Origin of the sequence: Gordonia polyisoprenivorans NBRC 16320 = JCM 10675, assembly GCF_000241325.1 — a bacterium.
In the GTDB taxonomy this organism is placed as follows: Bacteria; Actinomycetota; Actinomycetes; order Mycobacteriales; family Mycobacteriaceae; genus Gordonia; species Gordonia polyisoprenivorans.
On sequence record NZ_BAEI01000057.1, the window covers coordinates 1 to 25,605 of the forward strand.

Genomic DNA, 25,605 nt, shown 5'->3' on the forward strand with positions numbered 1-25,605 from the left:
AAAGGTCCGGAGTAAAACGCGTACGGGGCGGTTTTCTGACCGACGCTCGACCCTTTCCCCGATGGTGCAGCGCTTCCATCACCCGACGCTCGCTCCTTTCCCCCGATGGTCGAGCGCTTCCATCACCCGACGCTCGCTCCCTTCCCCCCGATGGTCGAGCGCTTCCATCACCCGACGCTCGCTCCCTTCCCCCCCGATGGTCGAGCGCTTCCATCACCCGACGCTCGCTCCTTTCCCCCGATGGTCGAGGTGCGAGCCGCGTGCGGCGAGCCTCGAGACCCTGGTGAGATGACAAGTATCGCAACCACATCCACTACCCACTCGACGTGATTGACCGCCCAGTCGACGCGCCCGAAAGAAGTTGTCCACAGATTTCTCCGGTCTGGCGATCATCGGACCGGTTTTGTCGGTACCCCTTCGTACACTTGTTCTCATCAAGTCCGATCGCGGGAGGGGAGATTGTTCGGATGTCGACCACATTGACGTTCACCGACCCGGAAGCCGACGCTGCCGCGATCACAGCCATGTCGCGCGACGAGCTCATCGAGACCGGCCCTGAGCTGTTGCGCCAATCGCGTAAGCATGAGGCCCGGACGGTGCTGGCAGCCGCCGCGCTGGCGGATCGGGTGTATCGGGAGCGTTTGGCGGGCCAGTCCGAGGTCGAGGTATGGGGCTCGGTGATCGAGCACGCCGACAAACTCGCACGCGCCGAAGTGTCATTGCAATTCACGATCTCCCGCAGCAAAGCCGGCAGCTGGATAGCGCTGGCGGACCTCCTCAAAGAACTCCCCCTGATCCGCGCTGCGTATTTGAACGGGGAACTCTCCACCAACCGGGCCTCGATCATGGCGCGCGCCGCCCAGCGTGGCGGGGACATCGACGTGGACACCGACACCGACACCGTCGATACCGGTGACGAGTCCGAGATGACGTTCGAAGAGATCGTCCTGGACTACGGATCCCGCGCCACCACCGACCCGGTACTGGCGCAGCAGCTCGACGCTGCGTTGATTTCAATGAACCCCGACAGTGTCACCGAGGAACGCGAAGACATCGCCGACCTGGTGGGACACGTGACCATCACCACCCCCGATGTTGCCGGGCACTCCTCTCTGGATGCGGTTGTTCCCGCGCACTACGGGGTATTTCTCACGACGCAGATCAACGCCCTCGTTGACGAACGGACCTGCCGCAAGGACCCGCGCCGCGTGGGATCGCTGCGGGTGATCGCCCTCGGGGAGATCACCGGAGTGCCCGGAGCCCGGCTCGACTGCGAATGCGGCTTGGAGAGTTGCGCGAAAGGCGGTGCTGCCCGTGACGAGTCGGCGGAGACACCCGCTGACGCTGCGGATGCACAAGCGTGGGACGACCTGCTCCCCGAACCCGCCGATGCCGATGTGCCCGAAGTCGAGTTGGTGGAGCCGGTCGTCGAACCCGAGGTCCCCGACCCGATGGATGAGCCGACGCCGGAAGAGGTTCCGGTGGCGTTCGGGCGGGCCCTGGTCGTACCCGGGGCACCCGTACTGACGGTGTTGAAGGATCCGGACGGGATTCTCGTCCCCCGGTTGCAGGGATACGGGCCGATCGACCCCGACTACGCGGCCACCCTGTCCGAGGTTGCGAAGACCATCCATTATCCCGAATCCGTGCGCACGGCTGGACCGTTGATCCCACAGATCTCCGACCGCGCACAGGCACCGCCGGCCGACCCCACCGGACACGGCGGTCACACCGTGCCACCACCTGGGGCATTGACCTATGCACCCAGCGCCACACTGCGCGCTGAGGTGCTCGCCAACGACGCCTGGTGCCGATACCCCTACTGCGGAACGCCGTCACACCTGTGCGACCTCGACCACTGGCGACCCTTCAACCACACCGACCCCGAGGCCGGAGGCTGGACGGTGCTCGGCGACCTGATCCCGCTGTGTCGGGCCGATCATCAGCGCAAACATCTCGCCGAGTGGGTGCCGACGCTCTACACCGATCGGCGGGTGCAGTGGCGGAGCAAGCGGACTGGGCAGGTGATTGTCACGTATCCGCGGTGACGGGGTTTCGTTGTGGGCTGGAACCAGCTGTGGCTCAACGGGTCTCGAGGCTCCTCGCTGGCGCTCGTCGCACCTCGACCACCAGAATAGGACGCCTCGAACACCAAGAAAAGACACCTCGATCACCGGGGAAAGGGACGCCTCGACCGCCGAGGAAAGGGCCTCGACCACCGAGGGGAAAGGCACCTGAGTTGCCCGGGCTATGCCCCGACGGTCTCGCGGGCGTAGGCCACCGGAACCACTTGCCCATCGTGGGTCATCGATTCGATGACGGCTTCGGCGACGATCGCGGCGCGTAGGCCGTCCTCGGCGGTTGCCAGGCGCGGGGCTCGGCCGGTTTCCAGGGCGCGGACCCATTCGCAGAGTTGCTCGCGGTAGGCGTCGGCGTAGCGCGGACGCCAGTCAGCGGGGTAGGCGAGCGATCGGGCGCGCCCACGGTCGGTGACCACGGTGGAGGGCAAGGTCAGCGCGGCAACACCCTCCTCCCCGACCACCTCGCACCGGGTGTCGTATCCGTACTGCGCGTTGAGGAACACCTCCACGGTGATGAGTACGTCGGATTCGGTGCGCATCACCAGGATCTGCGGATCGATGCGACGACCGGCGTGCCGCGAGGAGCGTCCGGCGTGCCAACTCACCTCGGCGATCGGCGAACCGATCAGCCATGGCATCACATCGAGTTCGTGGATGGCCGAGTTGGTCACCGTCGACGCCGAATCGCCGTCGGGATGGGCCTCGACCGTACGGCTCACACAATGTGCGACGAGCACCTCGCCGAGTTCGCCCGAGGTGACGCTGCGTCGCAGGTCCACATACGAGGGGTCGAATCTGCGCATGAATCCGACGCTGATCAGGGAACGGCCACTGCGCTTCTCGGCCGCGCACACCGAGCGTGACTCGGCGACCGTCGGCGCGAGCGGCTTCTCACACAGCACCGGCTTGCCCGCATCGATCACCGCGAGGGTCAGCGCAGCGTGGGTCGAATCGTGCGAGGCGATGATGACGGCGTCGACGTCGTCGGCGGCGATCAGAGCCTGCGCGTCGTCCACCACGCGGGCGGAACGCAACTGCGCAGCAACCGTATTCGCCGACGCAGCATTGACATCGGCGATCGCGGTCACCTCCGCGCCGTTGACGTAACGATCGAGGGTGTGTGCGTGATCGGCGCCCATCACGCCGACGCCGATGATGCCGATACGGATGGTCATGGGTGCTGCTCCCCGGGGAAAACGATGTCGAGACGTGCGCGGATGGCGTCCATGGTGGTCAGGGTCGAGATCACGTCGTCGAGCGGGTGGATGGTGGATTCGCGGTTGCCCGAGACGATCTCACGGGCGGCGTCGGCCGCCGAGTAGTGCAGCCCGTCCTCATGGCCGCCGTGTTCCTCGTCGTGTCGCAGTACACCGCCGTCGCGCAGACGCACCTCGAACGGTCCCGGCTGATAGAAGGGCCCGGGAATCCGCACCTGTCCATCGACTCCGCAGATCGCCGCCGATGTCGGGGTGTCGGAGAGGATGGTGGTGTTGAGCACCGCCTGCGCACCGTCGACGTTGCCGAGCACCGCCGAGATCTGGCCGTTGAGTTCGGCATTCGCCGGGGTACCGAGGGCGGCGATGTCGGTGGGGGCGCCGAGGACCCAGTGCGCGAAGGCCACCGGGTAGGAGCCGAGATCGAGCATCGGACCGCCGGCCAGGGCCGGATCGTAGATGCGGTGATCGGTGGTGAAGTACTCGCCGTGGTCGGCCATCACCGTGCGGATCTCACCGAGCATCCCGGAGTCGAGTACCTGCCGCAGGACATCGAACTTGGGCAGGAATCGCGACCACATCGCCTCACCGGCGAACAACCCTGTTCGCGTGGACTTCTCGGCGATCTCACGCGCCTGCTCGGCGTTGATGCCCAGCGGTTTCTCCACCAAGACGTGCTTTCCGGCGTCCAACGCGGCGAGTGCGCCGGGCCGGTGCTCGGTGTGCGGGGTGCACACGTAGACGATGTCGACCGACGGGTCGGCGAGCAGCGACTCGTACGACCCGTGATGAGCGGCGATCCCGAAGCTCCGCGCGAACTCCTCGGCGCGGCCGGCCGATCGCGAACCGACGGCAACGACCTCTTGGGAGGTGTGTTTCTGCAACGCCGCAACGAACCTCGAGGCGATCCACCCGGGGCCGAGGATGCCCCAGCGCATGGCGGGTGCCGACCGGGGGTCGGGGGTACGGGCAGCGGGAAGATGCACGGGCACAGGTGTCCTTTCCGACAACGATGCGAGAAGTGTTGGGAATCAGCCGATCCGGTAGACGTGTTTGCCGACCTCACGGGCCTTGCGGGCCCAGTCGTCGCCGAGATCGCCTGGCAGTGCCACGAGTACGGCGTCGATGTCGGGATCCTCGAGCAGATCCTCATACAGTCCGTAGCTGGCCATGATTCCGAGCCGATCGGCAATGCGCCACGCCGTCAACGTCGATGCGCTGGCAACGACCTCGATGGACCCGGTCAGCAGCCCCGGGGTACCCAGCGCCCGCTGCACCTCATCGCCGAGGTCGTCGAGCATCAGTCCCCACCGGCGCCGGGCCGGAACGTCGGGGCGCTCCGGGGTGGGTGCCACCGCGATCTCCTTGACCGCGGCCGTCGTCGACCGGACCACCAGTTGCGGTTCCAGGGCCACCTCGCCATGGAATCCGCAAGCAGCAGAAGCCACCTCGACACCGGCCAGGATGCGGCCGAGGGCCTCGATCGCGGCGTCGGCGAGACCAGGCACGTCCTGACGGACCGTCGTCAACTCCACGCCCTCGACACCGGCGAGATGTCCGTCGTCGTAGCCCACCACCGACATCTCGGCCGGGATCTCCACCCCCTGCGCGCGCATGACGTCGATGAAACCGAACGCCATCCGATCGTTGGCGAGGAAGACCGCGGTCGGCCGTGGCAGTCGTTCCAGGATCTCGTGGGCCACCCGGGCCCCGGCCTCTTCGGTGTAGTCGCCGCGCAGGATCTGGCAATGCTGCTGCAGTCCGGCCGCGGTCATTGCACCGATGTAGCCGCGCTGCCGCTCCGCGGCGCAGGGGTGGTCGCCGCCGCCGATGTGGACGATCGCGTTGTGCCCCAGATCGATCAGGTGCTGCACCGCCAGATGGGCGCCCTGCCATTCGTCGGTGCCGACGGTCACGCGGCCCAACCCGGGGACACGCTCGCCGATGACCACCGAGGCCGCCGGGAGGTCGAGATCGTCGTCATGGGTGGCGCCGATGACGATGATGCCGTCGCAGCCCATGCCGACCAGATCGGTGACGGCGCGTCGGCGGGTCCGTGCACGCCCGTGCCCGCTCAGCGCGAGGCGATACGACGACTGTCCGGGCGTGACCGCACGCCGGTCGGCCGCGGCATAGAGCGCGTCGACGAGGTCGGCCTCGAACGGGTTGGAGGCGTCGAACACGACGCCGACCAGCGCACACCCGACTGCTGCATCGACCGACCGGTCTGGCGTCGTACTCGACGACGGCGACTCCACGCTGCTGGTCATGGGGTGATCCTCTGGTTGGGGGCGAACGAATCGGCCGACAAGCCGCACCGGCGTCGTTGATTCACTGTCGATGTAAGTCGGATCACACCCAAAAGTCAATACTTTGTCCGGACATACTGAGAAATCAGCGAGTGCCGAGTGCGTGCGCACCCACCCGCGAGGGCAGTGCACTCGCGCCGACCGCGCAGACCACCATCACGACGGCCAGAATCACGAAGACCGCGGAATACGCCCCGGCCGGGAGCACCGCTGCCGTCGTGCCGAGCAGTGCGATCGCCATCGACGCGAGCGCAACACCGAAGGCATTGCCCAGTTCCTGCACGGCAGCGTGTAGGGCATTTGCGTCACCGAGTCGTCCGTCGCCCACGTCGGCGAAGGCGAGCGTGTTGTACGCGGAGAAACCGATCGACCGCAGCATTCCGGACACCACCAGCACGAACGCCAGCAGCCACGCCGGCGTCGCTGCACCGACCGCGGCCAACGCCACGAACGTCACCACCGACGCCGCCGACACCACCAGGAGAACGCGGCGGATTCCCCAGCGGCGCATCAATGGTGTGGTCAGGGGTTTGATGACGACGTTGCCGGCGAAGAGCGCGGTCACCATCGCGCCGGCCGTCACCGGCGACCAGCCGAAGTGCACCTGCAGCATCAGCGGCACCACGAAGGGCACCGCGCTGATCGCAAGCCGGTACGCCGTGCCGTATCCGATCACCGAGGCGAAGGAATGTATGCGCAGCACAGCGAGATTCAGCAACGGATCGCGCGCCGAACGCAGATGTACGACGGTGCCGACGCCGACGACAATGGCCACCACCAGCCCTGCCACGACGATCACCCAGCGCACCGGCGTCGCGGAGAGCACCTCCGCCACGGTCATCGCCGCACCGACCGCCACCATCGTGCCCAACGCCCCGACCACATCGAGCCGACGAATCGGCCGCCCAACGTCGGGTCGCAGAATACGCAGTGCGGCAACGACTCCGATGATGCCGATCGGAATGTTGAGGAGGAAGATGACCTGCCAGGAGGCGTGCTCGACGATCAGCCCGCCCAGCAGCGGTGCCACCACCGGCGCAACGAGCGCAGGCCAGGTCAGGTAGGCGATCGCCCGCGCCACATGCCCCACCGACACCGCCCGCAGAACCGCGAGCCGCCCGATCGGCACCATCATCGCCCCACCGGCCGCCTGGACCACCCGCATCCCGATCAGCACCGGAAGTGACGGCGCCAGAGCACATCCCACCGACGCGAGGGTGAACACCACCAGTGCGAGCACGAACACCCGGCGCACACCGAAGCGCTCGGCGATCCAACTGCTCAACGGGATGAGCACCGCCAACGTGATCAGGTAGGCGGTGACCACCCCGGCCGCATCGAGCGCCCCCACGCCGAAGCCCGCGGCAATGGACGGCAGGGCCGTGACGACGATGGTGGCATCGAGGATCTCCATGAACATCGCGCCCGCACCGAGCAGTGCCAACGCGCGCGGAAAATCCCCACTCGGCTGCGGTGGTGAGGTCACGAGGCGCTCGAGACCGCCTCCACCGGTGCGGGCGAGACCCATCGCCCCTCGCGCACCGAGGCCGTCATGGCGTCGAGCGCCTCGGCGGCACGCACCGCGTCGTCGATGGTGGCACCCGGCCCCACCTGGGCGAGTGCGTCGGGGCCGGCGATGGCCGCGGCGAATCGGGCGGCCTCGATCACCTTGAGATCGTCGTAACCCATGGCGTTGGCCGAGCCCGGCTGGAAGGCGCCGTACTGTCCGTGGCCGGGGCCCACGAACAGCGTCGACACCGACAGATCCTGGATCACCCGGGACGCGCCGCTGCGCCCGATCTCGAGTTCACCCATGCGGCGATAGTCCCACCGCACGATTCCGGTGGTGCCGTGGATCTCGAATCCGTACGAATTCTGCTCGCCCACCGACACCCGACTCGCCTCCAGGACGCACCGCGCGCCCGAGGTCATCCGCAACTGCGCCGACAGGTAATCCTCGTTCTCCACCGGCCCGCGCACACCCCCGGTGGCCAGCTGGTGGCCCGACGTCGCGCCGGTCGGCTCGGGCCGGGTGTCGATGAAGATCGCGGTGTCGGCGATGAGTGAGTCGATACCGCCGAGGAGATACCAGACGAGGTCGACGCCGTGCGAGGCGAGATCACCGAGGACCCCGTTGCCGCCGCGTTCACGCTGAAAGCGCCAGCTCAGCGCGCCGTCGGGATGGGCGGCGTAATCGCTGAAGAACCGGAAACGCGCGTGGGTGACCTCGCCGATCTCCCCGGCTGCCACGATCTCCCGTGCCAACGCGACCGCGGGAGCGTTGCGATAGTTGAACCCGACCGCGGTGCTCACCCCGGCCCGGTGCGCCGCGTCGGCGACGGCACGGGCGTCGGCCGACGACAGCCCGACTGGCTTCTCGATCCATAGGTGCTTGCCGGACTCGACCACCGCACAACCGATTTCGCGGTGCAGAAAGTTCGGTGCGGTCACACTCACCCCGGCGATCGCGGGATCGGCCACGAGGTCGCGCCAGTCGGTGACGCCACGTGCGTCGAACTGTTGCCCCGCCGCGTCGGCCCGCCCGGGCACGTCGTCGGCGATGGCCACCAACCGGGGTGCCGGGCGCAGCTGCGGATAGTGGTGCGCCACTCGGGCGTACGCCTGCGCGTGGGCTCGGCCCATCCAGCCGAAACCGATGATCCCCACCGGCAATTCGGCGGAGGACCCGGACACTGCACTCGTCGTCATGGGAATCCCTTCCTGGTTGCTGCATTCGGCACCGCACTCGTGGCGGCTGTGATCCGCGCCACCCACTATGCCAGGTAAGAATGTCAGGACAAAGTCTTGACATTGCTCTGTGGTGTGCCGCACAGTGGAGGAGCGAACACCGCGAACGACTTACGAGCAGGGAGCAGTCCGTGACCACAGCCCGACCAACACCCGTCTTCGACGTGCTGGCGATCGGCCGCAGCGGCGTCGACATCTATCCGCAGCAGATCGGCGTCGGCCTCGAGGAGGTCACCAGCTTCGGTAAGTTCCTCGGCGGCAGCGCAGCCAACGTGACCGTCGCGGCCGCCCGGCTCGGACACTCCGCGGCTCTGATCTCCGGCGTGGGCGACGACCCGTTCGGCCGCTTCGTCCGTGCCGAGCTGGCCCGACTCGGCGTCGACAACCGCTTCGTCGGCGTCGACGACGTGTACGCGACACCGGTGACGTTCTGCGAGATCTACCCGCCTGACGACTTCCCCCTGTACTTCTATCGCAAGCCCACCGCCCCCGACCTGCAGGTCGCCGTCGCCGATATCGACACCGTCGCCGTCGCCGATGCTCGACTGTACTGGTCGACGGTGACCGGACTGTCCGAAGAGCCCTCGCGCAGCGCGCATTTCGCAGCATGGGAGGCTCGGGCCCGTCGACCGCTGACGGTGCTCGATCTCGATTACCGCCCGATGTTCTGGGAGTCACCGGCCGCGGCCACCGAGCAGGTGCAGCGCGCACTGACCGAGGTGACCGTCGCGGTGGGCAACCGCGAGGAGTGCGAGGTCGCCGTCGGTGAGACCGATCCGCACAAGGCTGCCGACGCACTGCTCGACCTCGGTGTCGAACTCGCGATCGTCAAGCAGGGACCGCGCGGAGTGCTCGGCAAGACGCGTCACGAGACCGTCGAGGTCGCCCCGCTCCCGGTCGACGTCGTCAACGGACTCGGCGCCGGCGACAGTTTCGGTGGCTCGCTGTGCCACGGACTGCTCTCGGAGTGGCCACTGGAGAAGATCCTGCTGCACGCCAACGCCGCCGGCGCGATCGTCGCCGGTCGCCTCGAATGTTCCACTGCCATGCCCACCGCCGACGAGGTCGCCGCGTTCGCTGCCACCGCAGCATCCACCGGCACCGACAACGCCCAGGAGAGCCTCCATGTCTGAACTCGCCACCACGATCACCCCGACCGACCTGCTCACCGAGTTGCCCACCTGCACCTCCTACGCCGAGGTGACCGCCGTCCGCGCACAGCGCCCCGAGATCATCGGACAGGCCTGGGCTCGCCGGCGTCGGCGCGACACCGTCAACGGTGACGAGCGGCTGATGATCGTCGCCGCCGATCACCCGGCCCGCGGCGCGCTGTCGGTGGGCAAGAACCCGACCGCCATGAACAGCCGCACCGATCTGTTGGACCGCCTGCGCGTCGCGCTGGCCAACCCCGGCGTCGACGGCGTCCTCGCCACCTCCGACATTCTCGAGGATCTGCTGCTTCTCGGGGCGCTCGAGGACAAGGTGGTGTTCTCGTCGATGAACCGCGGCGGACTGGCCGGCTCCTCGTTCGAACTCGACGACCGGATGACCGCGGCCACCGCCTCCTGGACCGTCGAGGCCGGCCTCAACGGCGCAAAGATGCTCTGCCGCATCGATCTCGACGATCCCGGCACCCTGAACATGTTGACCTCGTGCGCCGCCGCGGTCGACGAACTCGCCGCGGGCGAGGTGATCGCGATGCTCGAGCCGTTCATGTCCCAACGGATCGAGGGCAAGGTCCGCAACGACCTGAGCGCCGATGCAGTGATCAAGTCGATGCACATCATCCAGGGCATCGGCTCGACGTCGGCCTACACCTGGCTGAAGTTGCCGGTCGTCGACGAGATGGAGCGCGTCATGGACGCCACCACGATGCCGACGCTGCTCCTCGGTGGCGACCCGCAGACCGCGCCCGAAGAGACCTTCGCGAGTTGGGAACGGGCACTGGCGATTCCATCCGTTCGCGGACTCATCGTCGGCCGCACCCTGCTGTATCCGTCCGACGACGACGTCGCCACCGCGGTCGACACCGCCGTGAACCTGGTGAGCTGAGGCAACACCATGAACAGCAAGTACTACGTCCCGGCCGGCAGCGCCACCGCGCCGCTGAGTGTCGACGTGACGCCGGAGTCCGCCGGTTGGACCGAATCCTCGCTCTGGGTGGCGCAATTGGGTCCGGGTGACTCGATCACGCGCAGCTCCGGGCCCGACGAGATCATCGTGATCCCGCTGTCCGGCTCGGCCGTGGTGGCCTGCGACGGAAGACAGTTCGAGCTCGAGGGTCGCCAGAGCGTCTTCGACGGGCCGAGTGACTTCGCCTACGTCGGCCGGGACTCGGAGTTCACCGTGACCAGTGCCGACGGTGGCCGATTCGCACTGTGCGGCGCACGGGCGTCAACGACGCTGCCGTTCCGGTACGGTCCGAGGGCCGGTGTGCCGGTGGAGCTTCGCGGTGCGGGCAACTGTAGCCGGCAGGTCCACAACTTCGGCACCGCCGACGTGTTCGAGGCCGACTCGATCATCGCCTGCGAGGTCATCACCCCGGGCGGCAACTGGTCGAGCTACCCCGCGCACAAGCATGACGAGAACTCCGAGGTCGAATCGCAGCTCGAGGAGATCTACTACTTCGAGTTCAGTCAGATAACCGGTTTCGGCTATCACCGGGTTTACGGAACGCCCGAGCGCCCCATCGAGGTGCTCGAGGAGGTCCGCTCGGGTGACGTCGTCCTCGTACCGCACGGCTATCACGGACCGTCGATCGCCGCTCCCGGCTATCACATGTACTACCTCAACGTGATGGCCGGACCGGGCCCCGAACGGACCTGGAAGATCTGTGACGATCCCGCCCACACCTGGCTGCGCGGCAGCTGGGAACATCAGGAGATCGATCCGCGTCTCCCGCTGCACGACAACAACTCCCACTGACCACCACCCACCACTGAGAAAGAAGTCATCGTGGCACCGATCAACCAGGGGCGCGCCGGCGGCGTGACCGGCGTCCGCACCCCGCACGGTGAACCGACCGTCCGGCTGACCGTCGCGCAGGCGACCGTGCGCTTCTTGGCCAACCAGTACGTCGAGCGTGACGGCGAGCGGTCGAAGTTCTTCGCCGGCTGTTTCGGCATCTTCGGTCACGGCAACGTCGCCGGACTCGGACAGGCGTTGCTGCAGAACGAGATCGACGACGTCGATGCCGGGCGCGAGCTGTCGCTGAAGTACGTGCTCGGACGTAACGAGCAGGCGATGGTGCATTCGGCCGTCGGCTATGCCCGGATGAAGGATCGTCTGCAGTCGTGGGCCGTGACCGCCTCGGTCGGACCCGGTGCCACCAACATGCTCACCGGCGCCGCACTGGCCACCATCAACCGGATTCCGGTGCTGCTCTTGCCGGCCGATACCTTTGCCACGCGTGCCACCTCCCCGGTGCTGCAGGAGCTGGAGTTGCCCTCGTCGGGTGATGTCACCGTCAACGATGCGTTCAAGCCGGTCTCGCGGTACTTCGACCGCGTGTGGCGGCCGGAGCAGCTGGCCGGCGCGTTACTCGGCGCAATGCGAGTGCTGACCGACCCGGTGGAGACCGGCGCCGCGACCGTCGCCATCCCGCAGGACGTGCAGGCCGAGGCGTTCGACTTCCCCGAATCGCTGTTCGCCGAACGCACCTGGCATGTGGCGCGCCCGCTGCCCGAACGTCGCGTGATCGCCGAGGCAGCCGAGATCATCCGCTCGGCACGCCGACCGCTGATCGTCGCCGGTGGCGGGGTCATCTACTCCGGTGCCACCGAGGCGCTCGCCGACTTCTGTTCGCGCACCGGCATTCCGGTCGGCCAGAGCCAGGCCGGCAAGGGCTCGCTGCCCTATGACCACCCACAGTCGGTGGGTGCCATCGGCTCCACCGGCACCACCGCCGCCAACGCGCTCGCCGCCGACGCCGACGTCGTCATCGGGATCGGCACGCGCTACAGCGATTTCACGACCGCCTCGCGTACCGCGTTCACCGGCGAGGGCGTGCGTTTCGTCAACATCAATGTCGCATCCCTGGATTCGGTCAAGCATGCCGGCTACAGCGTCGTCGCCGACGCCCGGGAGGCCATCGAGGCGCTCGACGAGCTGCTGGCCGATCACCGCGTCGAGCAGTCCTACCGTGACCGGGTCGCCGAGCTCGCCGCCGAGTGGGATCGCATCGTCGACGACGCATACTCCCCCACCGCCGTCGGCGTCAACGTCGCCACCGGCGAGGAGGCGCTGACCCAGGGCTCGGTCATCGGTCTGGTCAACGAGACCTCCGATCCGCGCGACGTGGTGGTGTGTGCCGCCGGATCGATGCCCGGCGATCTGCACAAGTTGTGGCGGACCCGCGATGCCAAGGGCTATCACGTCGAATACGGGTATTCCTGCATGGGATACGAAGTCGCCGGTGGTCTCGGCGTCAAGATGGCCTGCCCGGACCGCGACGTGTTCGTCATGGTCGGCGATGGTTCGTATCTGATGATGGCCACCGAATTGGTGACCGCCGTCCAAGAGAACCTGAAGGTCATCGTGGTGCTCGTGCAGAATCATGGCTTCGCCTCCATCGGCTCGCTCTCGGAGTCGTTGGGGTCGCAGCGATTCGGCACCGACTACCGCTATCGCGGTGAGAGCGGACGCCTCAACGGGTCCACGCTTCCGATCGACCTGGCGGCCAACGCCGCATCCCTGGGCGCCGACGTCATCCGTGCCGGCACCGCCGCCGAATTCGCCGACGCCATCAAGACCGCGAAGGCCGCCGACCGCACCACCGTCATCCACGTCGAGACCGATCCGCTGATCGGTGCCCCCGACAGTGAATCCTGGTGGGACGTCCCGGTATCGGAGACCTCGACCCTGGAATCCACCCAGCAGGCCTACGGCGTCTACGAGCAGTGGAAAGCCGTCCAGCGCCCCTATCTCGCCCCCACCACGCCGGCCGACTCCCCTGCGCCGTCGAACAATCCCGCCCCGTCGAACAATGGAGTTCAGTGATGTCGAAGATCCTCGTCGGTTCCGCCCCCGACTCGTGGGGCGTCTGGTTCCCCGACGATCCGCAGCAGACCCCCTACACCCGCTTCCTCGACGAGGTCGCCGCGTCGGGTTATGAGTGGATCGAGTTGGGCCCGTACGGTTATCTGCCCACCGATCCACAGCAGTTGCGCGACGAGCTCGGCAGTCGTGGACTGAAGCTCTCGGCCGGCACGGTGTTCGAGCATCTGCACCAGGACGATTCGTGGGATGCGGTGTGGACTCAGATCGAGGACGTCGCCAAGTTGACCGCAGCCGTCGGTGGCAAGCACGTCGTCGTCATCCCGGAGATGTGGCGCGACCCGGCCACCGGCGAGGTGCTCGAGGATCGCACGCTCACCGATGAGCAGTGGCGCAAGAAGACCCAGGGCATGAACGAACTGGGCAAGGCGATGTTCGAGAAGTACGGTGTGCGGGCGCAATACCACCCGCATGCCGACTCCCACGTCGACACCGAGGAGAACATCTACCGGTTCCTGGAGAACACCGACCAGCAGTTCGTGAACCTGTGCCTGGACACCGGTCACGTCAGCTACTGCGGAGGCGACAACATCGCCATCATCAACGCCCACCCCGACCGCATCGGGTACCTGCACCTCAAGCAGGTCGACGAGCAGGTTCGGGCCAAGGTCGCCGCCGATGACCTGCCGTTCGGCGAGGCGGTCCGCCTGGGCGCGATGACCGAACCGCCGCGTGGCATCCCGGAGATGCCGCCGCTGCTCGAGGCCGTCGCCGCTCTCGACATCGACATCTTCGGCATCGTCGAGCAGGACATGTACCCCTGCAGTCCCGATGCCCCGCTGCCCATCGCCCAGCGCACCCAGAAGTATCTGGGATCGTGCGGTGTGCCGGCCGTCCGTTTCAGCTGATTCTCTCTCCCTCCAACTTATTTCACCCCGAACTATTTCACGGAGTACACCATGACCGACTTGCGTATCGCCGTCCTGGGCGTCGGGATGATGGGTGCCGACCACGTCGCCCGCATCACCGAACGCATCAAGGGCGCCACCGTCACCGTCCTCAACGACTACTTCCCGGAGAAGGCCGAGGAACTCGCGGCGACGATTCCGGGCTGCCGGGTGATCAACGATCCGCTCGACGCGATCGCCGATCCCGATGTCGACGCCGTCATCCTCGCCACCCCCGGTCCCACCCACGAGAAGCAGTTGCTGGCGTGCCTGGAGGCCGGCAAGCCGGTGATGTGCGAGAAGCCGCTGACCACCGATGTGGCCACCTCCCTGGAGGTCGTCAAGCGGGAAGCGGAGTTGGGGCGCAAGCTGATCCAGGTCGGGTTCATGCGGCGCTTCGATCACGAATACGAGCAGCTGAAGTCGCTCATCGACGACGGCACCTTCGGGCAGCTGCTGGTGGCGCATTGCGTGCACCGCAACCCGATGGTCCCACCGGGTTTCGACTCGGCGATGATCGTCAAGGATTCGATCGTCCACGAGGTCGACGTCACCCGGTTCCTGTTCGACGAGGAGATCGTCTCGGTGCAGATCATCGCGCCGGGTTCCAATCCGCAGGCGCCCGAGGGCCTCAAGGACCCGCAGATCGCGATCTTCCGTACCGCGTCGGGTCGCCACATCGACGTCGAGTGCTTCGTCACCACCGGTGTCGCCTACGAGGTGCGCACCGAGGTCGTCGGTGAATTCGGTTCTGCCTTCATCGGTCTCGACCAGGGCGGCGTGGTGCGCAAGCAGCGCAACCCCGTGCAGTCCAGTGCCGGAGGAAGGAAGGTTGCGGGGATCTGGGGCGGCGATATCACGCCGTCGTTCGTGGAGCGCTTCGGCGCCGCCTACGATGCCGAGATCCAGCGGTGGGTCAACGCCGTCAAGGCCGGCATCAACGTCGACGGCCCCGGTGCGTGGGACGGTTATGCCGCGGCCGCGGTGTGCGCGGCGGGTGTCAAGGCTCTCGAGACCGGCGAGATCGTCACCGTCGACATGGTCGACCGCGCATCGATTGCGGGGGCCTGATCCATGAAGGTCGCCCTCGATCCCACGCCGTTCCATCATTCCCATTCGCTGCTCGAATTGCCGGGCGTGGTCGCCGATCTCGGGTACGAGTACCTGCAGCTGACCCCGCACGTCGACATGATCCCGTTCTTCAATCATCCCAAGGCCGACGACGATCTCGTCGCGAGGTTTCGCCGGGCGTGCAAGGACGCCGGCGTCGGAATCGCTTCGGTGCTACCGGTATTGCGGTGGTCCGGGCCCGACGAGGACGCCCGCGAGGCGGCCGTGCGCTACTGGAAACGCGCCATCCAGATCACCGTCGATCTGGGCGTGAACGTGATGAACACCGAGTTCTCCGGTCGTCCGGAGAAGCCGGAGGAGTCCGAGCGGGCCTTCTACCGGTCGATGGAGGAACTCGTGCCGATCATCGAACGTGAGGGCATCGACGTCCGGATCGATCCGCACCCAGATGATTTCGTGGAGGACGGGTTGGCCGCGATCCGCATGATCCGCGGGATCAACTCGAAGAACTTCGGTTTGGTCTACGTCGCCTGCCACAGCTTCCACATGGGCGGCAACATGCGGGAGATCATGACGACCGCCGGTGACATGCTTCGCCTGGTGCACGTGGCCGACACCATGGATCATCGTGCCTCACACGGGCTTCGCTACATCACCAACCCGCCCGGTAACGCCGTACGCGTGCACCAGCACCTCAAGATCGGCGACGGCGACGTCAATTGGGACGAGTTCTTCGGCACACTCGGCGAGATCGGCTTCTACGACCGCGACGACTCGGTCATGGTGTCGAGTGTGTTCGCCGAGAACGAGAACGCCGACGAGGTGTCCCGCTACCAGCTCGCCACGATGAACGACTACGTCGCCAAATTCCGTCCCTGACCCCGTTCACCGACACACCCCGCTCACTGCCCACACACCCAGTCCCCCACTGATTTCGGCGTCGCGTGACTGCACACGTCGCAGAACAGGAGTACCTCCATGTCCACCACCGTCTCCCACTGGGCCAACAACAAGCCCTACCCGGGTACCTCGAATGCCACTGCGCCGGTGACGAATCCGGCGACCGGACAGGTCACCGGGCAGGTCGCGTTGGCCAATGACGCCGACGCCCGCGCGGTGATCGACGCCGCCGCGGCGGCGTTCCCCGCCTGGCGTGACACCTCGCTGGCCAAGCGCACCTCCATCCTGTTCCGCTTCCGGGAACTGCTCAACGAGCGCAAGGGCGAGCTGGCTCAGATCATCACCGCCGAACACGGCAAAGTCCTCTCCGACGCCCTCGGCGAGATCTCCCGCGGCCAGGAAGTCGTCGAATTCGCCTGCGGCATCCCGCACCTGCTCAAGGGCGGATTCACCGAAAACGCCTCCACCAAGGTCGACGTCTTCAACATCCGCCAACCCCTCGGACCCATCGGCATCATCTCCCCCTTCAACTTCCCCGCCATGGTCCCCATGTGGTTCTTCCCCATCGCCATCGCCGCCGGCAACACCGTGGTCCTCAAACCCTCCGAAAAGGACCCCACCGCGTCGATCTGGCTGGCCGAACTCTGGAAAGAAGCCGGACTGCCCGACGGCGTGTTCAACGTCCTACAAGGCGACAAGACCGCCGTCGACGAACTACTCACCAACCCGTCGATCAAATCCATCAGCTTCGTCGGCTCCACCCCGATCGCCCAATACGTCTACGCCACCGGCACCGCCGCGGGTAAACGCGTCCAAGCCCTCGGCGGCGCGAAAAACCACGCCATCATCCTGCCCGACGCCGACCTCGACCTCGCCGCCGACGCCATGGTCAACGCCGGCTTCGGCTCCGCCGGCGAACGCTGCATGGCCATCAGCGTGGCCGTGGCCGTCGGCGACATCGCCGACGAACTGGTCGCCAAGATCACCGAACGCGCCCGAACCATCACAACCGGTGACGGCACCAAGAACTCCGACATGGGACCGCTGGTCACCGCCGCCCACCGCGACAAGGTCGCCTCCTACGTCGACGCCGGCGAACAAGCCGGCGCGACCGTCGTTCTCGATGGCCGTGGTGTCGAAGCGGACGGCGGAGCCGACGGGTTCTGGTTGGGGCCAACCCTGTTCGACAACGTCACCCCCGACATGAGCATCTACACCGACGAAATCTTCGGACCCGTCCTGTCGGTCGTGCGCGTCGACTCCTACGACCAAGCCCTCGAACTGATCAACTCCAACCCCTACGGCAACGGCACCGCCATCTTCACCAACGACGGCGGCGCCGCCCGACGCTTCCAGAACGAAGTCGAAGTCGGCATGGTCGGCATCAACGTCCCCATCCCCGTCCCCATGGCCTACTACAGCTTCGGCGGCTGGAAAGCCTCCCTCTTCGGCGACACCCACGCCCACGGCACCGAAGGCATCCACTTCTTCACCCGCGCCAAAGCCATCACCAGCCGCTGGCTCGACCCCTCCCACGGCGGACTCAACCTCGGCTTCCCCCAGAACGCCTGAGATCAACTCCCCGGAGGATCACGCCTGTGCGATGAGTCGGCGTACGGCGGCTACCTGAGTCGACGCATCCACACCCGGGAATCCCGCTCGCGGCACGCCCCCGCTGCGAGCGGGATTCTTTGTGTGGTGGTCCGGAACCAGCATCACGGCAAGCGGTCTCGAGGCTCGGCGCACGCGCCTCGCACCTCGACCATCGGGAGGGGGACACCACCCCGATCGAGGGGAACGCCCCGTCCGCTCTCTCGATCGAGGGGGAAACGTCCCGTCGTCTTTCCCGAACGAAGGGGAGCGCACCGTCACCTTTCCCCGATGGTCGAGGTGCCGAGGAGCGCCAGCGACGAGGCCTCGAGACCCCGCTGCGAGCGGGATTCTTTGTGTGGTGGTCCGGAACCAGCACCACGGCAAGCGGTCTCGAGGCTCGGCGCACGCGCCTCGCACCTCGACCATCGATCCGGGGGGCGACCATCCGGGGGGCTCGGCGACCGATCGGTTGGGGAAGGCCAACCGGGAGGCGCTCGGCGACCACCCGGCACTACCGCTGCTCGCGGGGTGGAGCCGTCGTGCCGCGCACTTTCAGCGAGGGTTCGAGCACGACGTCATCGCCGCCGTCGGACTGGTCGGTGAGCATTGCGACGGCGAGATCGACTGCGGTGGTGGCCATTCCGGTTGCGTCCTGGTGGATCGTGGTCAGATCGATCCGGGGGTTGTCGGACAGCAGGCTGTCGTCGTAGCCGACGAGCGAGATGTCGCCGGGGACGTCGACACCGGCTCGGGTGAACACGTCGAGCAGCCCGAGCGCGCAGCGGTCGTTGCCGGCGAGGATGGCTGTCGGTAACCTGCTGCGCCCCAGGAGTTCTCGTGCGGCGCGCGCACCCGCATCCTCACGATGCGCGCCGGCCACGATCGCGATGTGCTCGGAGAGCCCGTGTCGTTGCATCGCCGTGCGGTAGCCGAGGGTACGGTCGCCGGCCCCCGGACCGTCACCGCCGTCGACGTGCAGGATGTCCCGGTGACCCAGTCCCACAAGATAATCCACGGCCTGCGCCATGCCGAGATGGTCGTCGGTGCGCACCGTCGCCACTGCGCCCGCATGCAGTACGTCCTCGGTCAACGTCCGGCCCACCACCACCATCGGTGCGCGTGCCGCCACCGGGAGCAACTCGGCGCCGTCGGTGTGCGGCCCCAGCACGATCAGGGCACCGCAGCGGTGATCGATCAGCCGCTCGAGCGAGGACACCTCCGAGCGCTCCGGCAGGTTCGCCGTCAACAACACGTCGTGGTTCAGCGCCTCGGCCGCCGGATACATGTGGGTGACGAGCTCGGACTGGAACAACTGCGACATGTCGACCAGCACGCCGAGAGTGCGGCTCCGCCCCCGGGCGAGCATCCGGGCGACCGAGTCGGGACGGTAACCCAACTCCTCGGCGACGGCGAGCACGCGCAGCTGCGTCTCCTCCCCCGCACCAGGCTTGCCGGCCAGGATGAACGAGACCAAAGTGCGCGACACGCCGGCGCGTTCGGCCACGTCGGCCATGGTCGGTCGCCGACGCCGGGACCCTGCAGTGGTCGTCATGACTAACCCCGTTTCCGAGTGACGCTTGACACAATCGCTTTGTCAGGACATAGTACTACTCACACGCGTTAGTAACGCGCGTTAGTTCCCCAGGAAATCGAGGTTTCCATGTCTACGACGACATCAGCCGCTTCCAACAGGCGGTTTCTCACCAAGCTCACCGTCATCGCCACTCTCGGCGGACTGCTCTTCGGCTACGACACCGGAGTGATCTCCGGTGCGCTGCTCTACATGAAAGACGATCTCCACCTCTCGGCCTTCGGCGAAGCCACCGTCGTCAGCGCCCTACTCTTCCCCGGCGCCGCCTTCGGCGCACTGTTCGGCGGCCGCGTGGCCGACCGGCTCGGGCGCAAGCGCACGCTGCTGCTGTGCGGCCTGGTCTTCCTGGTCGGCGCCGTCGGCTGCGCCCTCGCCCCGAATGTGGCGATCATGGTCATCGCCCGCATCATCCTCGGCCTCGGCGTCGGCGCCGCGGCGGTCACCTGCCCCCTCTATCTGGCCGAGATGGCGCCCGCCGAGCGTCGTGGCCGGATGGTCACCATCAACGAGTTGATGATCGTCACCGGTCAGATGTTGGCCTTCGCCATGAACGCGCTGCTCGACCACATCGTCACCGACCCGCACGTGTGGCGCGTCATGCTCGCCGTCGCCGCGGTGCCCGCGGTCGCACTGTTGCTGGGCATGCTCGCCCTGCCCGACTCGCCGCGCTGGTACGCCCTCAAAGGACGCCTCGATGAGTCACGAAACGTCCTGGGCCGCAGCCGTACACCCGACGAGGCCGACGCCGAGTACGCGACCATCGTCGATCACATCACGCACATGCGCGGTGGCCGCACCCCGCTGTCGGTGGTGCGCGACGTGCCGTGGATTCGACGGATCGTGCTGATCGGTTGCGGGCTGGCCATCATCCAGCAGGCAACCGGCATCAACACCGTGAACTACTACGCACCGACGATCCTCGAGCAGAGCGGACTGGGCGTCAGCGCCGCACTCATCGCGACCATCGCGGTCGGCGTCACCTCGGTGGTCACCACCATCATCGGCATCATCCTGCTGGGCTACATCGGCCGCCGCACCATGCTGCTGATCGGCTTCTCGGGCGTCGCGATCACCCAGGCCGCCCTCGCCCTGGCATTCCTGCTGCCGCAGACGACCTCACGCAGCTACATCATCCTCGCGTGCATGGTGGCCTTCGTCGCCTTCGTGCAGATGTTCATCGGCACCTGCGTGTGGCTGCTGCTCTCGGAGATCTTCCCGCTCAGCGTCCGCGGCTTCGCGATGGGCATCGCGGTCTTCGTCCTCTGGTGCACCAACGCGCTGATCTCGTTCCTGTTCCCGGTGCTCAACTCGGCACTCGGCTCGACCGGAACCTTCGGACTGTTCGTCTTGGTCAATCTCGCCTCGCTGGCCTTCGTGTACCGATCGGTGCCGGAGACCAAGGGCATCACCCTCGAAGGCCTCGAGGAGCACCTCGAAGCCCATCACGACAGCCGCAGCCCGGCCGCGGTGACCGCAGCAGCCTGACCGCAGGCACGGCACGACAACCGAACACCGACGAACCCCGTGGGCGAGACCATTCGGTCTCGCCCACGGGGTTCGGTCGTCAGAGACGCAGGGTCGTCAGAGATGCAGGGTCGTCAGAGGCGTACGAGGACCCCTTCGTCGGCGCTGCGTCGTGCGGCGTCGAGCACCTCGAGCACCGCAACGCCCTCCGACGCCGGGACAGGCTGGGGCGCACCGTGATCCACCGCTGCGGCGAATCGCCGATAATACTCGTCGGCACGCCCCTGCGCCGACGGGACCGTCCGGGCGCCAGCGGCGGTGTGCAGCGTCCCGAGCCGGTCGGGACGTTCGAATCCCCACCCCGCCGGATCGTCGACCGGCCGCTTGCCCGCGAGGATCTGCTCGGTCTGCGCGTCGGTGCCGTCGCTGAGGTATGCGCCGAGCGAACCGTAAAGCCGCCACTGTCGCGACACGACGTGGTTGAGCTTGCTCGAGGTCACCGTGGAGAAGACGCCGCTGCGGTGGGTCATCGACACGCTGAATCCACAGTCGGTCCGACCGGCCGGCAGATCCACCCGGTCGAGGTGGGCGTACACCGACTCGACCGGCCCCAGCAGGGTGAGCATCTGATCGACGAGGTGTGCGCCGATGTCGCGCAACAGTCCACCCGTGGGGCCTGCGTCGAGTCCGGCGGCCTCGTCGAGGTCATACCGCGACTCCACCCGCCAGAGGTCACCGAGTTCGGGCAGCACACCGGTGACGGTCGCGAAGTCGGCGTCGAAGCGGCGATTGTGGAACACACTCAGCAACACACCGGCTTTCGCCGCCGCCCGCTCCAGTTCCCGACCGCCGTCGGCATCCGGCGCGAAGGGCTTGTCGGCCACCACGTGCACGCCCCGCGACACCGCCTCGAGCACCAGATCACGGCGCGTCTGCGGCGGCGTGGTGATGGTCACCGCGTCCACGCCGGCATCGAGCAGATCGCCGAGTGAGTCGAAGACCGCAACACCCGGAAGATCCGTCGCCACCTCGCGGCGACGATCGGGGTTGCGGGTGACCACCCCGGCCAGCTCGATCTCGGGTACCGCCTGGATATAGGGCGCATGGAAGATCCGTCCACCCGCGCCGTAACCGACCAATCCCAGTCTCACCATCGACTCCACTTCATTTGTCCGGACATTGGTACAAATGTAGCGTCAGGCAGTCCGTGTCGTCACCTCCCGGACGATGTCGAGTACCGCCCGGGCGGCCGTCGATGGCGAGCGCACAGAGGAGTGCGCGATCGAGACAACCCAGTCGAGATCGCGGTCGGTGCAGGGCACCCCCACCGCACCGGCGTGGTCGTGGGCGACGCTCCAGGGCACCAAGGTCACCCCGAAATCGTTGAGCGCCAATCGGATACCGAACTCTTGATCGGCCACCTCGATCACCGATCGGCGGTGCGGGAGCCACTTGTCGGTCACCGCGCGGGTACCCCACCCGGGCGGATAGTCGATGGTGCGTTCGGCGGCGAGATCCGCGGCAGTGAAGCCGCCGGCCCGAACCAGCCGGTGGTCGGGGTGGGCCACCAGCACCAGGGGCTCTCGGGCCAGCCGGTACACGGTGATGCCGGGGATCTCCTGATCCGGACCGCCGAGCAGTGCCAGATCCAGCGTTCCGTCGCGCAGCCCGCGGATGTTGCCCTGACTGCCCTGCGGATTCTGCCGCATCGCGATCGCGACACCCGGATGCCGCCGATGCACCGCCCCGAACGCCTCCGCGAGATCGATGGTGACGATGTTGACCAAGGCACCCACCGCGACATCACCGCGGATGTCCCCGCGCAGCGCCGCGAGGGCGTCGACGATCTCGGCGCGCGCCCGGACCGCGGCTCGAGCGGGTTCGACGACAGCGCGCCCGGCCTCGGTGAGCACCAGCGTGGTCGGGGTGCGATCGAAGAGTGGCGCGCCGACCTCGCGCTCGAGTTTGGCCACCGACGTCGACACCGCCGACTGCACGACCTGCATCGACCGTGCCGCAGCGGTGAAGGTGCCATGCTCACAGCACGCGAGGAAGTAGTCGAGTTGTCGCAGTTCCATCGTGATCGCCCTCTCACTCACCCCCGCCGACCTGGCCATCATCTTCGATGTAGATGTGGCCATCAGAATCTATCGCTTTTCTTCACGACGACCGGGCCGCACCATGGGTACATGGCGTCGACGACCTCCTCCCCGACCACCCGACTCAGCCGGGTGATCGTGCTGTTGTTCGCGGTGACCGCGGGGTCCTCGGCGGGCTGTCTCTACTACCTGCAGCCCCTGCTGCACGAGGTCGGCGGCGACCTCCACGTCTCGACGACGGCCGCGGGCCTGATCATCTCGGTGACCCAGGTCGGCTATCTGATCGGTCTGGCTCTGGTCGTACCGCTAGGCGACTTCCTGGACCGCCGACGGCTCGTCGGCGGGCTGCTGGTCGTGTCGTGCATCGGTTTGGCGATCGCCGCGGCGGCACCCACCTACGCGGTCCTGATGATCATGGTGTTCGCGGTCGGGGTGTCGGCGTCGGCGGCGCAGGTGGTCGTGCCGTGGGCCGCGGCGGTGGCCGGGCCGAGTGAACGCGGCGCCGTCGTCGGCACGGTGATGAGCGGATTGCTCGTCGGCATCCTGTTCTCGCGCGTCCTGTCGGGTCTCATCGCGCAGGCGGGCGGCTGGCGCACCGTGCTCGTCGTCGCCGCGGTCATGCAGGTGATGATGGCCGCGGCCGTGTGGTGGCGGGCGCCGCACACCGCGGTCGAGCGCTCGAACAGCACCTCGTATCCGCGTGTGCTGGCCTCGATCGCGACGCTGATCCGCACGGAGAACGTCCTGAGACACCGCATGGTGCTCGGCGGGCTGAACATGGCCGCCTTCTCCGCGATGTGGACGGCGATCGCGTTCCTGCTCGCCGGAGCGCACGGCTCGTCGTATCACTTCTCCGACGCCGAGATCGGGCTGTTCGGTCTGGCCGGGGTGGCCGGCGCACTGGCCGCCCCGCGGGTCGGCAGACTCGCCGACCGCGGCTATCTGCGCCACACCCAGTACGGCGTGTGGGTCGTCCAGCTTCTCAGCTGGGGGCTGCTGTGGGCGGGTGCGCATCAGGTGTTGGTGCTGATCCTGGCGCTTCTCGTCTTCGATTTCGGCGTGCAGGGCGTGCAGATCGCCAACCAGGCCGCGGTGTACTCGCTCGACGGCGAGGCACGCTCTCGGCTGACGACCGCCTACATGGTGGCCTACTTCGCCGGTGGCGTCGCGGGTTCGGCGTTCGGCGGATGGGCGTATCAGATCGGCGGCTGGAACCTGGTGTGCGCTGCGGGTGCGGCCACCGCAGTACTCGGCATCGTGCTGTGGGCGGCGTTCGCAATCGGTGAGCGCGAGCACTCGGTGCAAGGAGTCGCCGCGCAGCAACGGCTGCGCGGCGAAGTCCAGGCGGTCTAGCGCGAACTCAGCGCGCGACGGCGCAACCGCCGCCTGCGCCGGGCCTCGGCGATGGCCGAGCGCAGACCGAGCGCCTTGTCGATGCCCGCGAAGCGCCGTTCCGACGCCGTCTCGGGTGCATCGTCGGCGGTGTCGCGCAGGAACCGGTCCGGCAACGCGAGTTTGTTGATGGTGCGCAGCGTCTTGCCGTATTGCACCCACAGCGAGCCGGTCGTGTAGGGCAGATCGTATTTCTCACACAGTTCACGCACGCGCACCGAGATGTCGGCGAGCCGATTGCTCGGCAGATCGGGATAGAGATGGTGCTCGATCTGGTAGCAGAGGTTCCCCGACATGAACGCCATGGCCGGGCCTGCGTGAAAGTTGGCGCTGCCCAACATCTGTCGCAGATACCACTGACCCTGGGTCTCGTCCTCGAGGGTGTCGACGGTGAACTTCTCCGCGCCGTCCGGGAAATGACCGCAGAAGATGACCACGTACGCCCACAGGTTGCGGATCAGATTCGCCGTCAGATTCGCGGTCAGGGTGTGCCGGAAATTCGGGCCGGTCAGCGCCGGGAACAACACATAGTCCTTGGCGACCTGCTTGCCGATCTTGCGACCGAATTCCTTCATCTGCGGGATCGCGACCTCTTTGGGCTTCTCGCCCTGAATGACCTCTTTGAGCGCGAGGTCGTGCAGGCCGATGCCCCATTCGAAGGTGGCCGCCAGGATGACGTTGAACAGCGGCTGCAGCGCGCGGCGCGGTTCCCAGGGCTCGTCGCGGGTGACCCGCAGGATCTTGTAGCCGACGTCGTGATCCATGCCGACGACGTTGGTGTACTTGTGATGGATGTAGTTGTGGGAGTGCTTCCAGTGCGGCGACGCGCACACCATGTCCCATTCCCACGTCGTCGAGTGGACCTCGGGATCGTTCATCCAATCCCACTGCCCGTGCATCACGTTGTGCCCGAGCTCCATGTTCTCGATGATCTTGGCCACTGCGAGCGCGCCGGTGCCCAGCAGCCACAACGACCGCCGATGGCTGCCGAGCAGCGCGAGACGCCCGGCGACCTCGAGGACCCGGTGTGCGAGGATCGTGCGCCGCAGGTAGGTGACGTCGCGCACCCCGCGGTCGGCCTCGATCTCGCGGCGCAGCGCGTCGAGTTCGGCCCCGAGCGCCTCGACGTCGGCGTCGGTCAGGTGGGCGTACTCATTGATGTCGGTGATTGCCATCGGTGTCCATTATGCGCTTGCGGCGC

The 25,605-nt window shown here is 67.1% G+C and carries 20 protein-coding genes; 11 read left to right on the top strand and 9 right to left on the bottom strand.

Annotation, left to right across the window (positions count from 1 at the left end):
- Positions 1-467: 467 nt before the first annotated feature.
- Positions 468-2,048 carry an HNH endonuclease signature motif containing protein gene (locus GOPIP_RS13900; RefSeq protein ID WP_006370328.1) on the top strand — a complete coding sequence of 527 codons (1,581 nt, stop codon included), beginning with the start codon at positions 468-470 and terminating at the stop codon, positions 2,046-2,048.
- A gap of 200 nt (positions 2,049-2,248) precedes the next feature.
- Here GOPIP_RS13900 and GOPIP_RS13905 read toward each other — a convergent pair whose 3' ends face one another.
- The 5 genes from GOPIP_RS13905 to GOPIP_RS13925 form a co-directional block, all read right to left on the bottom strand.
- Positions 2,249-3,256, bottom strand: coding sequence for a Gfo/Idh/MocA family oxidoreductase (locus GOPIP_RS13905; protein ID WP_006370329.1), 1,008 nt, complete (start codon positions 3,254-3,256; stop codon positions 2,249-2,251).
- Positions 3,253-4,287, bottom strand: a complete 1,035-nt coding sequence (locus GOPIP_RS13910; protein ID WP_006370330.1) for a Gfo/Idh/MocA family protein — start codon at positions 4,285-4,287, stop codon at positions 3,253-3,255. Before GOPIP_RS13910 ends, GOPIP_RS13905 begins: the two co-directional genes overlap by 4 nt.
- 39 nt (positions 4,288-4,326) lie before the next feature.
- On the bottom strand, positions 4,327-5,565 hold the full coding sequence (locus tag GOPIP_RS13915) for a substrate-binding domain-containing protein (protein ID WP_006370331.1): 1,239 nt from the start codon (positions 5,563-5,565) through the stop codon (positions 4,327-4,329).
- Positions 5,566-5,689: 124 nt separating this feature from the next.
- On the bottom strand, positions 5,690-7,132 hold the full coding sequence (locus GOPIP_RS13920) for an MFS transporter (RefSeq protein ID WP_006370332.1): 1,443 nt from the start codon (positions 7,130-7,132) through the stop codon (positions 5,690-5,692).
- A complete protein-coding gene (locus GOPIP_RS13925) occupies positions 7,087-8,313 on the bottom strand; it encodes a Gfo/Idh/MocA family protein (RefSeq protein WP_006370333.1) in 1,227 nt (408 codons plus the stop codon). Before GOPIP_RS13925 ends, GOPIP_RS13920 begins: the two co-directional genes overlap by 46 nt.
- A gap of 170 nt (positions 8,314-8,483) precedes the next feature.
- Here GOPIP_RS13925 and iolC point away from each other — a divergent pair, with 170 nt between their 5' ends.
- From iolC to GOPIP_RS13965, 8 genes are all read left to right on the top strand, one after another.
- Complete coding sequence (gene iolC, locus GOPIP_RS13930; protein WP_006370334.1) at positions 8,484-9,485, top strand: 5-dehydro-2-deoxygluconokinase; 1,002 nt, start codon at positions 8,484-8,486, stop codon at positions 9,483-9,485.
- Positions 9,478-10,404: a Cgl0159 family (beta/alpha)8-fold protein gene (locus tag GOPIP_RS13935; protein ID WP_035728038.1), complete on the top strand. Its 927-nt coding sequence runs from the start codon at positions 9,478-9,480 to the stop codon at positions 10,402-10,404. Before iolC ends, GOPIP_RS13935 begins: the two co-directional genes overlap by 8 nt.
- Positions 10,405-10,413: 9 nt before the next feature.
- On the top strand, positions 10,414-11,277 hold the full coding sequence (gene iolB, locus GOPIP_RS13940; RefSeq protein ID WP_006370336.1) for a 5-deoxy-glucuronate isomerase: 864 nt from the start codon (positions 10,414-10,416) through the stop codon (positions 11,275-11,277).
- A gap of 30 nt (positions 11,278-11,307) precedes the next feature.
- Positions 11,308-13,350, top strand: coding sequence for a 3D-(3,5/4)-trihydroxycyclohexane-1,2-dione acylhydrolase (decyclizing) (gene iolD, locus GOPIP_RS13945; RefSeq protein ID WP_006370337.1), 2,043 nt, complete (start codon positions 11,308-11,310; stop codon positions 13,348-13,350).
- On the top strand, positions 13,350-14,255 hold the full coding sequence (locus GOPIP_RS13950) for a sugar phosphate isomerase/epimerase family protein (protein ID WP_006370338.1): 906 nt from the start codon (positions 13,350-13,352) through the stop codon (positions 14,253-14,255). The genes iolD and GOPIP_RS13950 overlap by 1 nt, the downstream gene beginning before the upstream one ends.
- 51 nt (positions 14,256-14,306) lie before the next feature.
- Entirely contained in the window at positions 14,307-15,365 is a 1,059-nt protein-coding gene (locus GOPIP_RS13955) for a Gfo/Idh/MocA family protein (protein WP_006370339.1), read from the top strand.
- A gap of 3 nt (positions 15,366-15,368) precedes the next feature.
- On the top strand, positions 15,369-16,244 hold the full coding sequence (locus tag GOPIP_RS13960; protein ID WP_006370340.1) for a sugar phosphate isomerase/epimerase family protein: 876 nt from the start codon (positions 15,369-15,371) through the stop codon (positions 16,242-16,244).
- A 99-nt stretch (positions 16,245-16,343) separates the two neighbouring features.
- The gene (locus GOPIP_RS13965) at positions 16,344-17,837 is read left to right on the top strand and encodes a CoA-acylating methylmalonate-semialdehyde dehydrogenase (protein WP_006370341.1); all 1,494 of its coding nucleotides are present in this window, start codon (positions 16,344-16,346) and stop codon (positions 17,835-17,837) included.
- A 532-nt stretch (positions 17,838-18,369) separates the two neighbouring features.
- Here the strand turns inward: GOPIP_RS13965 and GOPIP_RS13970 are convergent.
- On the bottom strand, positions 18,370-19,410 hold the full coding sequence (locus GOPIP_RS13970; RefSeq protein WP_020170499.1) for a LacI family DNA-binding transcriptional regulator: 1,041 nt from the start codon (positions 19,408-19,410) through the stop codon (positions 18,370-18,372).
- 108 nt (positions 19,411-19,518) lie between these two features.
- Here GOPIP_RS13970 and GOPIP_RS13975 point away from each other — a divergent pair, with 108 nt between their 5' ends.
- A complete protein-coding gene (locus GOPIP_RS13975) occupies positions 19,519-20,934 on the top strand; it encodes a sugar porter family MFS transporter (RefSeq protein ID WP_006370344.1) in 1,416 nt (471 codons plus the stop codon).
- 113 nt (positions 20,935-21,047) lie between these two features.
- Here GOPIP_RS13975 and GOPIP_RS13980 read toward each other — a convergent pair whose 3' ends face one another.
- Both GOPIP_RS13980 and GOPIP_RS13985 read right to left on the bottom strand, forming a co-directional pair.
- Positions 21,048-22,067 (bottom strand): Gfo/Idh/MocA family protein, encoded by a 1,020-nt coding sequence (locus GOPIP_RS13980; RefSeq protein ID WP_006370345.1) that lies wholly within the window; start codon positions 22,065-22,067, stop codon positions 21,048-21,050.
- Between the two features lie 42 nt (positions 22,068-22,109).
- Positions 22,110-23,012: a LysR family transcriptional regulator gene (locus GOPIP_RS13985; RefSeq protein WP_244421151.1), complete on the bottom strand. Its 903-nt coding sequence runs from the start codon at positions 23,010-23,012 to the stop codon at positions 22,110-22,112.
- A gap of 90 nt (positions 23,013-23,102) precedes the next feature.
- On the opposite strand from GOPIP_RS13985, the gene GOPIP_RS13990 reads away from it, so the two are divergent.
- Complete coding sequence (locus tag GOPIP_RS13990; protein ID WP_006370349.1) at positions 23,103-24,365, top strand: MFS transporter; 1,263 nt, start codon at positions 23,103-23,105, stop codon at positions 24,363-24,365.
- Here GOPIP_RS13990 and GOPIP_RS13995 read toward each other — a convergent pair.
- Positions 24,362-25,579 (bottom strand): fatty acid desaturase family protein, encoded by a 1,218-nt coding sequence (locus GOPIP_RS13995; protein ID WP_006370350.1) that lies wholly within the window; start codon positions 25,577-25,579, stop codon positions 24,362-24,364. The genes GOPIP_RS13990 and GOPIP_RS13995 overlap by 4 nt on opposite strands.
- Between the last annotated feature and the right edge of the window lie 26 nt (positions 25,580-25,605).